Raw genomic sequence first — 15,477 nt, forward strand, 5'->3', positions numbered from 1 at the left:
CATGCTGCCAGCCCATTTAGCCGAGAACATCCGCAAGCAGGTACTTTTTTACCTGCAGTCGACTTTCGACTTCCGAGAGAAGTCGGTCGAGAAGGCGTTCGAGCGATTTCTGACCGATCCGGATACCGGACTGTTCAAAGGACCGTGGGTTCAGCTCCGCCGGCCCTATCGTCCTGCCGATGCAGCTGAACGCGTGCCATTCGATTTCCCGGTCGAGTTCCACCCGTTCAAACACCAGAACCGATCGTGGCGACGACTGACCAGCAAGTCGCAGCACCCCAAGCCTACGATCGTCACGACAGGCACCGGCAGCGGTAAAACAGAATGCTTCCTGTTTCCGATCCTCGATCACTGCCTGCGCGCTCGCAAAGAAGGGCAGAAGGGCATCAAGGCGATCATCCTGTATCCGATGAACGCTCTAGCCGCCGACCAGGAAAAACGCTTTGCCAAAGTCATCTGGCGGACCTCCGAACTGAAGCAGGCAGGCATCCGCGTTGGCAACTACACCGGCCGCTACGATCCGTCTGATCCGGGCGCTTCGGCAGGGAGCGGCACGAAAGCGATGGGCGAAGGCCACGGAATCAGCAATCACGAAGCTCAACAGGAAGATCCGCCCGACATCCTGCTGACCAACTACAAGATGCTCGACTACCTGCTCCTGCGCCCGCAGGATCAGCGGTTGTGGCGGTGGAACAGTTCCCAGGATACAGTCTCCAGTTTCCAGCAGCCTCTGAAGTACTTAGTCTTGGATGAGTTGCATACATACGACGGCGCGCAAGGAGCTGACGTTGCGTGCCTGATTCGCCGGCTTAAGGAACGCATGGACATCCTCAGAGGTGATTTGTGTGTCGTCGGTACCAGTGCCACGCTTGATGATCGCGATTCAAGAGACCACACACAGGACGTGAGTGGAAACCGGAAACCGGAAACTGGAAACTCGACATCGGTCGATGCCAAGGAAACCAGCAGCGATCGTCTCGCCAACTTCGCCAGCACGCTGTTTGAGGAAGAGATCAACGCCGAAGCGGTGATCGGGGAAGACCGAGTCACCGTGGCAGAGATGGTCGTGCTGGCTCCGCTGGAGGTGACACTGCCGAACCCAACAGGATGCCTACCACTCGAAGATGAAGATGCATTGAAGTACGCCCTGAGGCAGTCAGTGTTGTGGGGCGGCCCTCAGTATGCCGGACCTGAAATATCTCATCAGCCGTTCTCAAAAGACGATCACAAGCTAATCGATGAGGAAAAGGCGACATTAGAGGCAGTCGAAGAGTGGTCAGTACAGTTGGGTGGGTGGTTGAAGGGACGGATGCTGTTCAAGTATCTGCTGACTATCTTTGAAAAGTCGGAAGCTGACGGCTCAGGTCCGCTCACCTGGCAAAACCTCGTCGATCTACTCGCCCGTGAAGATTTAGGGTTCAACGACCACCCGAAGGCGACCGACCGAGGAGCTATCTGTGCCTCGTTTTTCGCGCTGGTTGCCCAGGCTAAAGAGGTTCGCAGCGGTCATGCTTTTCCACTGGTGCCGACCCAGGTCCAGCTATGGATACGCGAACTGCGCCGTCTGGGCCGACTCGTTCACGACAAACCGATCTTCAGCTGGCTGGACGAACCGACCCAGGAATTTCCCAGCCTGCCAGTTTTTCATTGCAGCGAATGCGGAGAATCGGGATGGGTCGGACTGGCCGATCCGAACACCGAGACTCAGATTGGCGCGAAGGGCGTCACTGGCTTCCAGCTCGATAGCGAGCCGTCCAAAATCTACCGTGGTTGGTTTGGATTCAAAGGGATGCGGAATCCAAACATTGTCGTGATCAGCCCTTGGCCTGAAGAGACAGCCAAAGAAATTGACTGGCAGGATCAAAAGACATTTGGGTTTGAAGCACAGCAAACACTACAACCAGCAAACGAGCAACAGGAATTTGGCTTCAAACAGTGGTACATGTGTCCCAAAAGCCTAGTGCTGAGACTGGACGACGGACCGTGCCCACTGACGAATGATCCCAAGCGTTTCAGGGTCAAAGTGAACCATGAAACGCGGCTGGACAAGAAACAGAATACCGTCGGTGATCAGGGGTGCCCCAACTGCCAATCGACAGATGGCGTGTTCTTCATCGGTAGCCAATCGGCGACTTTGTCCAGTGTGGCAATCGACGAGCTGTTTGGTTCGGTACTGAACAACGACCCGAAGCTACTCGCATTTACCGACAGCGTGCAGGATGCTTCGCACCGTGCCGGATTCTTTTCATCTCGGACATACCAATTCACGTTCCGCACCGCACTTCAACATGTGATTGATGATGCTGGCGTCAGCGGGCTCCGGTTGAGTGACGCGGGACCAGCGTTATTGGATTGGTGGTCGCAACCGCGTCCCGGTTGGCGAGGAAGTATTCGCGAGGCGATGGCTTCATTGTTGCCGCCGGATCTGCATGAGTATTCCGATTTCGTCAACTATCGAGACAACGCATCGGCATCCGATCCACCCAAACGTTTGAGAGATGAAATTGATCTCCGACTGACCTGGGAAGTAACCAGTGAATTCGGCCTGATGCAGACTCACGGTCGCACGATAGAGCCCGCAGGCAGTTCCTGTATCGCCTGGGATGACAAGCGGATCGAATCGACTCTGAAGAATCTTCGGGAACGAATCCCCGGTATTGATCCTGCACTGGCGGATATGTCAGACAGGGCGATCAAGTTGTGGATTTACGGTTTCTTGCACCGAGCTCGCATTCGTGGTGCGATCGCGCATCCGTTTCTGGATAGCTTCGCGAAGAATGGATTCTGGGGGAAGTATCCTTTTGGACGAACCATCTCCGGTCGCGAAACCTATCCCGGCGGTGGACACTACAAGCCGCATCTGATGGTGACGCAGGCCCAGCGGACTCACGATCACGTTCTGGCGCCTTCCAAAGGCGGTCGGCAACCGTGGCAACTAGTCTGGGCAAGACGGTCGCTTGCAAAGCCAAACGCTGATGAAGCCAGCTTGCTGGATCTGATTGCTGCGCTACTGACGTGCGGTACAGAGGCCGGACTATTCACACGGCTGCATCAGGATGGGACCAAGAACTTCTACGCCGTCTCTGCTCATGCGGCGCTCCTGACGTCGGATCGCGTGAATTTGGTTTGCAGCGAGAGCGGCAAAGCCGTAATTCGTCCAACTGCCGAAGCGGAGATTTGGAAGGGCGCGCCGAGCTGGGAATACTACTCCCAGAAAGGACGATACGCAGTGGCGGGGTACTCTCCGCGCCAGCAATACTACCAGGACCGATATCGCAAAGGAGCACTCAGACGCGTCGTTGCCAGCGAACATACCGGTCTGTTGGCGACCGAGGATCGCGAAAAGCTCGAGCTTGAGTTTTCCAGAACCCAACATACTGATGATCCCAATGTCCTGACCTGCACTAGCACGTTGGAGATGGGGATCGATATCGGTGACTTGTCGAGCACGATGCTGTGTTCGATTCCTCCGAGTACCGCCAGCTATCTGCAACGGATCGGTCGGGCTGGCCGGTCAACGGGAACAGCGCTGATTGTCTCGGTAGTCAACCAACGACCACACGACCTGTTCTTCTATGGTCGCCCGTCGGAGATGCTGCGTGGCAAAGTGGATCCTCCCGGTTGCTGGCTGGATGCGTCCGCCGTGCTGGTGCGACAATACCTCGCGTACGGATTCGACTCTGCCACCAAAATCGGCGAACTAACTGAGTTACCGAAGTCCGGCAAGCAACTTGTCGAAGACATGGCGAAGCCAAAGGGCAACATCCCTAAAATGTTGCAGTGGATCACAAAGAACGAAGCCGACCTTCGTGGTCAGTTCCTGAAACGCTTCCACGGCGACGTGCAATCCGATACGCGAGAACGATTCGTAACAGAGACATCGTCTGATCTGTTGTTGCAACGGATGCATCTGGCGACAGGTGAATTTGAGCGAATGAATCGCGATCTGGAGAACGCTCGCAAACGACTTCGTGATCAGCTGGCCAAACTGGATGATGAAGAGAAGGAAGCACGACTGGAAATCGAGCAGGAATTGCGGATTCTGCAGGGGCGATTGATGAGCCTGAGCAGAACCACGGCGCTTGAGATCCTGACTGACAGCGGTCTCCTCCCCAACTACGCATTTCCGGAACGAGGCGTCCGCTTCTACGGTGCGATCTACAACAAACATCGCAAGTCCGACCAGGAGCATAAGCCAATCGAGATCACGCGTCCCGCCGGTGTGGCATTGAAGGAGCTGGCACCAGCAAATCACTTTTACACCCACAGCCGTGTCTTCGACATTCAGCAAATTGCGATCGGTAATCCGCAGGATCCGCTGATCTTCACGTGGGCTATTTGTGGTGCTTGCGGACACATGCGGCCTAAGGAGGATTTGGATAAGCCCGAAGCCCAGCCTGCCTGTCCGCAATGCGGACACGATGGTGATTCGGCCAGCCAACTCGATCAAGGCCAGCACCGGAAATTCATCGAGTTTTCGCGGTCACAGGCTCTGTCGTATATGGAGCACTACGACAGTCTGTCCGGTGACCGTAGCGATGAGCGGAATCGCGAATACTATCAGACCATTCGCAGCTTTGACCTGACGCAGGACACACCGGCAGGTGCCGTCGGTGATGAGGGACTGCCTTTCGGTATTGAGTACCGTGCATCCGTGATCATGCGAGAAGTCAACGTCGGCTATCAGGGCGAACAGGGAATCGTACCGTTTGGTGTCGATCAAGAGGCTCCGGAAGACGGTTTCCGCGTTTGCCGGGACTGCGGAATTGTGGTCAGGCCGGGAGCATCGCTGGACGACATTCGGCATCGTCGCAGCTGTTCTCGTCGACGAGCGAATGACAAACGCCGGCAGGAAGGACGAAACGAACTTCCGTATAACTGGGAACCAGTCTACCTATATCGTGAACTGAAATCGGAAGCGATTCGCCTACTGCTTCCGATCGCGGACGATAATGACATCGACACGCTGACGGCATGTGTTCACCTAGGACTTCGGTTGCGATTTGAAGGCAACCCTGCTCACCTGAACGTGTCTCCTCAGATCATGCCGGATCCAGCGACTGGAATGAAACGGTATTACGTTGTGCTGCTGGACGGAGTTCCGGGAGGGACGGGTTACCTAAAGACGCTCTATCAGGAGAAGGACGTCCAAAATCGCGACGGTGAAGGCATCATGCAAGTGTTGCGTTTGGCGCGGAACACATTGGAGACGTGCGTTTGTCGCCAAATGCGACAGGATCCAGAGCGACAGGACACCGACGGATGCTATCGCTGCATTCGCACTTACCACCTGCAATACAAGTCGGACACGATCAGCCGTGAGCGTGGGATCACGCTACTGAGCAAGCTAATTGCCGCTGGTGAGAAACGAGTGCCGCAACAGGCCCTCGCAGCCATCAAGCCGAACTCTCTGTTTGGCAGCATGTTGGAGAAAAAATTCGTTAACCTTTTGGAGTCATTTGTCGGACAACAGAACGGAGGTTGGGAACAAACCATTATCCGCGGAAATCAGGGCTTTCGATTCTCGCTGCCAGGCGTCGAGCGACTTTGGGAATTGGAACTGCAACCCACCCTTGGTTCCGCCCAGGGTGTTTCGATTCAATCACAGCCGGACTTCGTCTTGCGGACGGATGATGATCGCATCAAACCGGTCGCGATCTTCACAGACGGCTTTCAGTACCACTGCCATCCCGTCAATCGTCTCGCCGACGACCTGAAAAAGCGGCGTTCCATTTTGGAGAGTGGCAAGTATCACGTCTGGAGCGTCACCTGGGACGACCTCAACCCTGAAAATGCTGATCACGTGATGGTGTGCCATTCACCGGTCGCCCAGATGCTTCAGCAGTACGCGAACGCGGCAAAGGGACAGGGCAAGATCGTCCCGGATGCCCGGAAAATGATTTGCAATGGACTGGTTCAGTTGAAAGCGTTCATCGCAGCGCCACATGCACCCGGTTGGACACAACTGGCAACATTTGCATCGTATTTTCCACTACAGATGCTGGCGGCGCAACGGACGGTGAATGCCCAGGAACTGCGGGCAGCACTAGGCACATGGCGCCCAGGTGCAGCACTCCCCAGGATTGCAACTCAGGAAAATGGAGAATGGGTCTACAACGATCGTGCCAGCTTGAATCAGGACATCGTGAGTTACATCACCGTCGGTGACGCCGTCAGCAACAGACAGAGCCAGGTCATCACGCTCGCACGTCTTGGCGACAGTGAAGCCGAGACAACCGGCAGCGATTTCAGCGAGCGATGGAGGCGGTTCCTGGCCTGCCTGAACTTGTACCAGTTCAGCGAGAACTTCCGGTTCTGGGCTGCATCGGAAAGCGAAACGACGGCTCCCGAAATACCGCTCGAAGCGGTTGAAGCGGTGGCGGATGACTGGCAGCCGGTGATGGAAGAAGTTCTCCCGAGCCTGCAGCCATACGTGCAGGAGCTGGCCGCCGCCGCTCTGCCGTTACCTGCGGCCTTACCCAAAGTCGAATACTTCAATGAACAAATCGAAGACGATGCGTTTGCGGAGCTGGCATGGCCCAATTGTTCACCTCCGGTCGCACTTCTGGCTGGAGATCAGTCTGATTTTGCATCAGCATGGCAAGCACAGGGCTGGAAGGTTGTCACGCCGGACGATCTACAGGCAAAAGGCGTCGCACACTTGATCGATCTGATCGCCAAGGGAATTTCAGGAGCTTGACTATGGCCAAATTGATGGTCCACCGAAACATATTGAAGTCCTTTCATAAGCTCCCGAGCAAGGTGCAGAAGCGAGTTTCCGAGCTGATCGGGGAGTTTCAGCATGACCCGGAATCGCCTGCGATTGGTCTGCATCCACTTCCTGGAACCATGTTGGATCCGAAGGTCCGTGGAGTAAAGAAGCTTCCCGATGGGTACCGGGCAATCGTGATTGCTCCTGAGAAGGGTGACACGTACTTGTTGGTGCACATCGATGCCCACGACAAGGCCTACGACTGGGCCAAGAACAAACGATTTGAAGTCCACGGAATGACCGGTGTCTTTCAGGTATTCGATGCCGCGGAAGTCCAGTCTGTCGTCCAGGAAGCCGTGCCGACTCAACCTCGACTGTCTGATTATCCACTTGCTCGCCTGTCAGACGATGATTTGTTTAAAGCGGGCGTCCCCAAACCCCTTATACCAGCGGTAAGGTCGATCCGCAGTGACGATGCTTTAGAAGCGCTCAGTGCGTATTTACCACCTGACTGCCGTGACGTGCTGTTTGGCCTAGCCGCTGGCATGACGCTCGAGCAATCGATCGATGAAATGCTCGGTGCCGTTGCTGCGCCGGCAGACGTTGTTCCCGAAAGCCCTGGCGACTTCACGAAGATCCAGAAGACTCCGAACTTCGACCTAGTACTGGTCGCAGGCGAAGAGGAATTGAAGCAGATTCTAGAAGGTACTCTGGAAGAGTGGCGGATCTTCCTCCACCCCTATCAACAAAAACTTGTCAAGTGGAAGACGAAGGGGCCGATGAACGTGACTGGTTCGGCGGGCACCGGAAAGACAGTCGCTCTCATGCACCGTGCTGTACATCTTGCTCGACAGCTTGTGGACGAGTCCGCACGAATCCTGGTGACGACGTTCACGACAAATTTGTCGGTGACAATCAAGCATCACATGCAGCGTCTCGCTCCGGATGTCGCTGGTCGCATCGAAGTGACCAACCTGCATGCTCTGGCTCGAACCATTTGCAATCGAGCCGGCTGGAAGGGACGAATTGCGGAGGATGAAGAATTAGCCCAGATTTGGGCGGATGTGTGGCTGAGCTATTCGGAGGAGCTGCCGCTCTCCAAAGAGGAAATGCAGCTAGAGTATGAGCTAGTCATCGACCCCAACGGTATCGATGACGAAGAAACATACCTCGGCACCGTTCGATCCGGCCGACCAAGGGTTAGTCGAAAGCAACGTAAAGCTGCATGGCCTGTCTTCCGGGCATTCCAACGAGGCCTTAAGAAACGAAACCTGTTGACGTTCGAGGGGGCCATTCACGAAGCTCGCTTAGCAGTCTTACAGGGGAACTTCACACGCTACGCCCACGTGCTTGTCGACGAAGTTCAGGACTTTAGCTTGGAAGCCCTTCGTCTGATTCGAGCCATCAGTCCAATTGATGAAGGCACACCCGACCCACTTTGCACCGTCGGTGACGGCCATCAGCGAATCTACCGCACGAAGATCCCAATGAGCCGCGCAGGCATCGATATCCGTGGTCGCTCCCGTCGGTTGAAGATCAATTATCGAACCAGCGAACAGATTCGCAAGTTTGCGCAGGGGATCTTAAAAGGCGTAGAAATTGACGACCTCGATGGTGGGCTTGCGACAACCGTCGGAGACCACTCGGTCTTCAAGGGGCCTGAGCCGCTAATCGAAAAATGCGAGACTGAGAACGCGGAAGCTGAAGCCATTGTCGCTTGGGTACAAATGCTGATGTCAGATTACGGACTCGCTACTCATGAAATCTGTGTCACGCCACGCAAGCCCAAAATCGTCACAGCGTTGTCCTCCGCAGGCATTGCAACCTTTGAACTCAAGCCGCGTGAAGAGGACCCAGGATCTGAAGAAGCAGGCGTTCGTGTGGGAACCATGAAACGCATCAAAGGACTCGAGTTCCGGGCCGTGGCCATAGCCTGCGCCAACAAAGACGACGCAATGAACGCCCCCAATCAATCCGACATCCGGGATCGATGCGAACGCTACGTCGCAGCAACGCGAGCACGGGAACACTTATTGATCACGCTGGCCGCTAGTGCAGGTAAGTCGGAGCCCGAACAATGACAACGATACCGAATCCCGAGATCGAAGAGCGTATCATCTATCACTATTGCGATGCAAATGCGTTGCTGTCAACGTTTGAAGAACTATCCGACACACGACTTGCCGCAGACGATTCGATCTTCGTCAAACGCGTCGATATCGGCGGAATGTCCAGCGGACATGTCGGTCCCAGATGGTGGCGAGAATCAGAAACAGCACTCCTGCTTCAACAGTTTCGAAGCATTCAAAAGGTGGCAGTGTGACAACGGAAAACGTAGAGATTATCGAGATCAAGAGTGCAAAAGATTTCCTTGCAGCCCTGCGTCCATCAAACGACTTGTGGCTCGCGAGCGGGAGTTCGATACATCCGTGGGTGTTTCGAGGACATCGCAACGAACAATGGAAACTGGAACCAACTGCTTGGCGCGAACAGACTCTCAGCTCTTCGCGGTTCATGGATGTCCGTTCTTACGTCGATGAGGAAATTATTGAACGAACGATAAGTATTAACTCGACTTTTTCAAATATCCATCAGATTGACAAAGAGCGGATACGCGGTTTTGTTGCTCAGAGAAGGTTTGAGTTTCTTGAAGTGCAAGCATTCTGCGCACTGGTGGACGACCTAGGGTTTACCGTGCCCGGCGGGCCGATCTCCATGGAGCTTTCACTCGACTTTACTTCCGGGAGCTCATTGGAAACGCCACATCACGCAGTTGCTCTCGCCCAGCACCACGGGATGCACACGAGACTTATCGATTGGACTCGCAATCCGCTCGCCGCCGCATTCTTTGCCGCAGAGAAGGTGAATGAAACTGATGGGAAACTTTGTGTTTGGGCGTTCAATCGGCGAGCACTGATTAACAATGTTGATTGGAAAGAACTGTTCGTCCCACGTAGTGAAATTGGCTTCTTGCACGCACAGGCCGGCTTGTTTACCTATTGCCCAATGGCCGATGGGCTCTTTCTGTTCAATGGTAGATGGCCCGTAATGGAGGAGATGATTTCGGGAAACGAGTATTGCGAGTTCGCATTTCGGAAACTCACTCTTCCATGGTCCGAGGCACCAGAACTTCGACGTCTACTTTACGCTGAGTCGGTTTCCAAGGCACATTTGATGCCATCTTACGACAACGTGCGTGAGACTCTCTGCAACTTGTGGGATGAATACGAGCGTACCGCGAAACTAAGCGCGAATAGCGGTGAATCGGTAAACAATCGCGACCAGCGTTCGAAGCAGCAACTGACTGAGACGGCTAGTGCTTGCAGCGAGACAAACGTCCAGTCGTTACATGGCGACAGTCAAACAGATTGACAGCAACTTGCGTGAAACTGCAAAGATTGAATTCGATATCATAGACATCAAAGAAATGAAGCAAATCAGCAATGTCAAATAATCGCCCGAGGCACAACTTCCAAACAATCGCGTGGTTTCGTGATTTATTCAAGCGAGAGAAACTTGACCTTGAACCGCCATATCAGCGTCGAAGCGTTTGGAACCAATCATTCAAAGATTACTTCATCGATACCGTTTTGCTCGGCTACCCTACCGCGGCAATCTTCCTCTACGAGGAATTTTCGTTATCGGGAGACGTTATCTACCGAGTGGTTGATGGCAAGCAGCGGCTTACAACCCTATTTGAGTTTCTTGAGGGAAAGTTTCCAGTCGGAGAGAAAGCGCAACTTTCGAGTCTCCGCGGGCAGTATTGGGAGCAACTCGACAGCGACTTAAAGAAGCGATTTTGGGCCTACGAGTTCTTAGTCGAATACCTACCAGATACCGAAGAGACGAAGATCAACGACATCTTTGATCGTATCAACCGAAATGTGGCAAAACTTTCTCCGCAAGAACTGCGTCACGCCCGCTACGATGGTGAGTTCATATCCTCTGCCGAGGAAATGACGAAATGGATGTTCGCGAAGTTGCCATCGGGATTTCCGAACCTACAGGATCGCTCAAAACGCCAAATGAAGGATGTAGAAGTTGTCGCACAGTTGATGCTCTGTCTTGAAGAAGGGGTTAAAAGCTATTCTCAAGCGGATCTCGACAAGGCTTTCAGCGATCGCGATGAAAGCTGGGAGAGGAAGCTCGAAATCGAAGAGCATTTTCGAGATACCATTGGTCGAGTCTCTAGAGTCGTAACTGCTGGACACGAATTGAATCGTACGAGGCTCAAGAATCAGGCTGATTTCTTCTCTCTCTTCGCTGTTTTGGCAGATCCCTCAGTAGACAGCCACCCTATCGATGACGTCGCATTGCGCATTTCCGAGTTCATTGAACTGGTAGAAGACTCAGGGCGCCGAGCAGATTCCAAGGCTGCGCTATCTTACTTCGACGCCGCGCGATCTGCGTCAAATGACGTCGGTCCTCGGAATACTCGAATCAAGATTCTCGCTGCGAAGATTCGCGGAGAGGAACCGATACTACCATGATTGTTCCAAGTGACATAAGAAGAGCATATGACTTCAGCGATCCCTATATCGTGCAGATGGAACAGCGAGTGCGGGACATAGTTCTTTCGTACTGTGAGAATGAAGGTTACGCCTATGTTGGCCGCAGAAAGGAGCTCGACTCACTCAGTGAGAAGCTAGAATCAGGACGATACAAGGCATGGAGCGATATTGATGACGTGTTTGGGTGCACGATCGTAATTCCGCATCTTGAGAAAGAGAATGCGGTTATCGATTACTTGAATGCGAAGTTCCGTTGTGTCGACCTTCGAGCTCGCGGCAAAACGAAAAAGCCCCCGGATTCATTTCGCTTCGATGCGACACGATTTATAGGATCATTGCTTTTTGATTCTGGTGTTGACTCCCATCCAGTTTTCACTTCACTCAAATTCGAAGTGCAAATCCGATCGGCGTTTGAGCATGCGTGGTCGGTTTCGATGCATGGTCTCGCCTATAAGACTGATGATATTGATTGGAAACGCAAAAGAGTTGCAGCACAGATCAAGGCTGTAGTCGAGCAGCTTGATCAACTGATAGTTTCATTTGAAACAGCAGCTTCTCCAGTCATCGAATCTCCATGGCCCGAAACTGAGTTTCTGAAGGCAATTTATGACTGCTTCCATCAGCTGAATGAGGTGAACTCATTTCCTGAAGAGTCTGTACCAAGCAGCTGGAGCAGATTTAGTGAGAATCTATATTCGCTTTTGCAGTCATCACGATCTTGGCCACGAAACTTTGAAGACCGGTTGCCATACGTCAGAGATTGTTTGGATGTGGTGGCAAATCACATCAGCAACTTGGATGATTTTCCACGAAGTATTTCTTTGCATCAGCTTGCACTCGGCGTTCTATGGGATGCAAAGAAACTGGTGCCTAAACTAAGTAGATTTACCCCCATCATCACTTCAGAGCTTGAAGATATATTTCCATCCCTTAAGTCTTGCAGTACGCGTTTTCAGTTCGCAAAGCTTGGCGGCTGAATTGATTGGAGCGGAATGCTACTATGCCATCGAGTGCTGTGATTGGAAACGACGTCGAGTTCCTTGAAGATGATATTTCTGTCTATTTTGAACATGCTCGTATTTCGACTGGAATGAGAAAGAGCGATTGACAGCCAAGTGCGGCGGATAAGGCAGTGCTTTTCCATACACCTTGATGAACCAACATTTGATCGTGAAACCACCCTCCAACATAGTCCGCGCGACCGACCACCCTCGAGCGGCAGACATTCAGAACATTCGTAATCTATTGCGAGGTTATGGATCCACTGGCAGCTTGCTCAAAGAGATGGTCCAGAATGCAATTGACGCCAACGCTCAGCATCTTTGCTTTACTATGATCCGCGGTGACAAGAATGCTCCACACCCGCTGTTTAGAACGGATTGTCTCTGCATCGTTAACGATGGGCCGTTTTCTCCAGCCAACCTGGACGCAATCTTTCGCATGAATGTGGGCACCAAGGCTCACGAGTCACATAGCATTGGCCGCTTTGGACTTGGGATTAAGAGCCTATTTTGGTTTTGCGAAGCGTTCTTTATCTGCGCGAACGCAGATTCATCTCTAGGGTGGGACGGTCAAGCAAACATTCCGTTCGCCTTTTACAATCCTGCCCAGAGCTTGCGATACCAAGACTGGGATGAGGCGGCGAATCAGTATAGTGCCGACATTCAAGGGCGGATTGCTGATTGTGTGACATCGCTTGGCAGTTTCGATAACCGCTGGCTCGCATTGTGGTTGCCACTTCGCACGCGGTTGCAAAGTCATAGCCCGAATCACTTTATCGAGAAATTTTATCCAGCTGAGGACGAAAAATTCTTCGCTCAGCTACGCGAGCAACTGCAAGACCTGTGTCCATCACTATTTTTTACGAACAAGTTAGCAACCATCTCGCTCGTCGACCAACGCAATGCTAGTGAGCCGATTGTCACGTGGCAGCGCCACGAATTTCAGCAACCAGCAAGTGTTGAGCAGACTGGGATTGAGCATGGCTTCGACATTAAATCCAGCTTAAGTGTCAACGACAACACCTCCGATCAAATTCGTTCGATCGGATGGTCAGGAGTTTTGGCCGATGAAAACATTGGTGGGTTGAAGCGGAACGGATGGCCACAATCGACCACAATCACCTCAGACGGTGAAGAAATCGTTCAGGATGTAAAGGCTGAACCGCATTTTGCGGTGACGGTATCCCATAGGACCAACGATGCTTCCACCTTGTCCATCGTTTGGTCGGTCTTTCTGCCGGTTGGCGAACAACCAACGGGCAAGGTCAAGAGCTCGCTTCCGAGTTCAATGGGAGAGATCGTCATTACGCTCCATGGTTACTTCTTTCTCGACTCGGAGCGTCGGCGAATCGACGCTTTGGAAAAGTCATTTACAGGTGATTCGTCAGCAACCATCTACTCCCGCTGGAATGCATTAGTTTGCCGAAATGGCACCCTTGCCGCGATCCCGCAAGCTCTGGCTGAATACTGCCATTCACAGACTGTTCCGGGCGAGCACTGTGCTGCGCTCGCCAAAGCGATCAAAGAGACATGGCTTTGGCAACAATTCAGCGGTGATATTTGCGCAAAATATCGCTGGTTGCCTCGCCTAACACTAAATGGATCCGAATGGACCTTGATTGCAAGTATCGAAACGATTTGGGCCGTTCCCGAAATAACAGACATCGGATTGCTCGTACGGTACATCCCGAATATCAAGCAGCTAATTGACACGGAATTCGTGATTTCGCGTAGGAACACTGCGGATAGCGAATCCAACGGTCTTGGAGATGATGCACCCCGCACGCTCCTCGCTTCGAACGTGGAATGGCTTGTCGAAAGTGTCAATTGGGCGACGGAAATTCCAGTTAGAGTCACGAACTGGATCAACACGTTAGTCGATCAATTGGATGCCGTACCGGACTCATTGCGCGACAAATTGAACGACCTCCCATTGATAGGTGTTCGCGTCCTTACTTCGGGAAGCCGCATAATGCAATGTGTTCGCGTTTGTCGGGAGCTAGAAGCCGATGTATTGGTTCAGCCTAAGATGTGAAAACGCGGATTGAGAATAGCATAGTAAAGAAGTGAATTTTCGGTTATTTGGATGCAAAGGGGGCTAGCCCCCAAACCCCCAGGATTTTGCGCCTTGGGGGCCATTAACAAGCTCGTCAATGTGCTGGAACCCTAGTGACCAATGAGGGCTCATGTTGCCCTCCACGGATGTTTGTCAACGGCGATGATGCGGCGCTCGAGTTGCTTCCCAGCAGTGCTCTATCCTCCGCAGCATTGCTGTTAGCATAGCTTATTCCTAGCGGAGCGTCCGAACATCCCGGCGTCGCTTTCTGACGTTTGGTTGCACGCGATTGTGCTCGTAACATGCGGGCTTCCTCGACCTTTCGGTCACGCTCCTCAAGGATCGCTTGCTGCCGTCCTTCGAGCATCGCTTGCGGAGTTACATAGCCTACAGCACTATGTAGACGTACGGTGTTGTAATCTTCCACAAACTTGGCTACTCCGCGTTTAGCTTCTTCCAAGCTCAAGGGGCTCAGTGGCCGGATACACTGACTCTTGATCGTGCGATGATATCGTTCGATCTTACCATTGCTTTGCGGGTAGTACGGGCTTGTACGCACATGCTTCATGCCACACAATCGCACGAAGTGTTTGAAGTCTTTGGCGATGAATTGCGGCCCGTTGTCAGAGATGATTCTTGGTCGCGCATCGGGATACCTTTCTCGTGCCTTTTGCAGCACGACCTCGATATCCATCTCTTCCATCTTCTCACGAATATCCCAGTGCACCACACTACGACTGAAGCCGTCGAGTACGGTCGCCATGAAGTAAAACGTTCCTGCGATGTTCAAGTAAGAGATGTCGATATGCCAATGTTCGTGAGCCACAAGAGGTTGCTGAAAGCCAGTCCCCTTTTTTGACTTACGACTATTTCTACGCAATAGGCCCGCGCTGCTGAGTACGCGATACACCGTCCCGGCACTGCACGCGACGATGTTTGCGTCAATCATCATGTAGGTCAGCCGCCGATAGCCCTCCAGTGGATGATCGAAATGGAACTTGAGGATGGCCTGCTTCTCCTCTTCGTTGAGCCAATGGTCACGCGGTACCCAGCCGTTGTGCTCGTAGGTCCGTCCGTAGCTCCGACTCCAGTTAGAGAAAGTCGATGACCATAATCCGACCCATGTAAGCAGTTGCTTGCTGGTAACATCCGTAGCCGCCGTCCATTTGCGTACGAAGTCGACCACCGCATCACGTT

8 protein-coding genes are annotated in these 15,477 nt (G+C 52.9%); 7 read left to right on the forward strand and 1 reads right to left on the reverse strand.

Annotation, left to right across the window (positions count from 1 at the left end):
- Position 1: 1 nt before the first annotated feature.
- The 7 genes from Q31a_RS16635 (at position 2) to Q31a_RS16665 (ending at position 14,259) form a co-directional block, all read left to right on the forward strand.
- Positions 2–6,700 carry a DEAD/DEAH box helicase gene (locus Q31a_RS16635; protein ID WP_197355335.1) on the forward strand — a complete coding sequence of 2,233 codons (6,699 nt, stop codon included), beginning with the start codon at positions 2–4 and terminating at the stop codon, positions 6,698–6,700.
- Between the two features lie 2 nt (positions 6,701–6,702).
- Positions 6,703–8,793 (forward strand): UvrD-helicase domain-containing protein, encoded by a 2,091-nt coding sequence (locus Q31a_RS16640; RefSeq protein ID WP_145080203.1) that lies wholly within the window; start codon positions 6,703–6,705, stop codon positions 8,791–8,793.
- A complete protein-coding gene (locus tag Q31a_RS16645; protein WP_145080206.1) occupies positions 8,790–9,035 on the forward strand; it encodes a hypothetical protein in 246 nt (81 codons plus the stop codon). Before Q31a_RS16640 ends, Q31a_RS16645 begins: the two co-directional genes overlap by 4 nt.
- Positions 9,032–10,084, forward strand: a complete 1,053-nt coding sequence (locus tag Q31a_RS16650; RefSeq protein ID WP_197355336.1) for an FRG domain-containing protein — start codon at positions 9,032–9,034, stop codon at positions 10,082–10,084. Before Q31a_RS16645 ends, Q31a_RS16650 begins: the two co-directional genes overlap by 4 nt.
- Positions 10,085–10,155: 71 nt before the next feature.
- Positions 10,156–11,202, forward strand: a complete 1,047-nt coding sequence (locus tag Q31a_RS16655; protein ID WP_145080212.1) for a DUF262 domain-containing protein — start codon at positions 10,156–10,158, stop codon at positions 11,200–11,202.
- On the forward strand, positions 11,199–12,200 hold the full coding sequence (locus tag Q31a_RS16660) for a RelA/SpoT domain-containing protein (protein ID WP_145080215.1): 1,002 nt from the start codon (positions 11,199–11,201) through the stop codon (positions 12,198–12,200). Before Q31a_RS16655 ends, Q31a_RS16660 begins: the two co-directional genes overlap by 4 nt.
- Positions 12,201–12,393: 193 nt before the next feature.
- Positions 12,394–14,259 carry a sacsin N-terminal ATP-binding-like domain-containing protein gene (locus tag Q31a_RS16665; protein WP_145080218.1) on the forward strand — a complete coding sequence of 622 codons (1,866 nt, stop codon included), beginning with the start codon at positions 12,394–12,396 and terminating at the stop codon, positions 14,257–14,259.
- Positions 14,260–14,374: 115 nt separating this feature from the next.
- Here the strand turns inward: Q31a_RS16665 and Q31a_RS16670 are convergent, their stop codons facing one another.
- Positions 14,375–15,466, reverse strand: coding sequence for an integrase core domain-containing protein (locus Q31a_RS16670; protein WP_197355337.1), 1,092 nt, complete (start codon positions 15,464–15,466; stop codon positions 14,375–14,377).
- Positions 15,467–15,477: the final 11 nt, after the last annotated feature.

The sequence above is a fragment of the Aureliella helgolandensis genome, from assembly GCF_007752135.1.
Classification (GTDB): domain Bacteria; phylum Planctomycetota; class Planctomycetia; order Pirellulales; family Pirellulaceae; genus Aureliella; species Aureliella helgolandensis.

Coding starts and splice junctions, on each gene's coding strand:
- Q31a_RS16635 (WP_197355335.1), top strand. CDS start 2: ATGCTGCCAGCCCATTTAGCCGAGAACATCCGCAAGCAGGTACTTTTT.
- Q31a_RS16640 (WP_145080203.1), top strand. CDS start 6,703: ATGGCCAAATTGATGGTCCACCGAAACATATTGAAGTCCTTTCATAAG.
- Q31a_RS16645 (WP_145080206.1), top strand. CDS start 8,790: ATGACAACGATACCGAATCCCGAGATCGAAGAGCGTATCATCTATCAC.
- Q31a_RS16655 (WP_145080212.1), top strand. CDS start 10,156: ATGTCAAATAATCGCCCGAGGCACAACTTCCAAACAATCGCGTGGTTT.
- Q31a_RS16660 (WP_145080215.1), top strand. CDS start 11,199: ATGATTGTTCCAAGTGACATAAGAAGAGCATATGACTTCAGCGATCCC.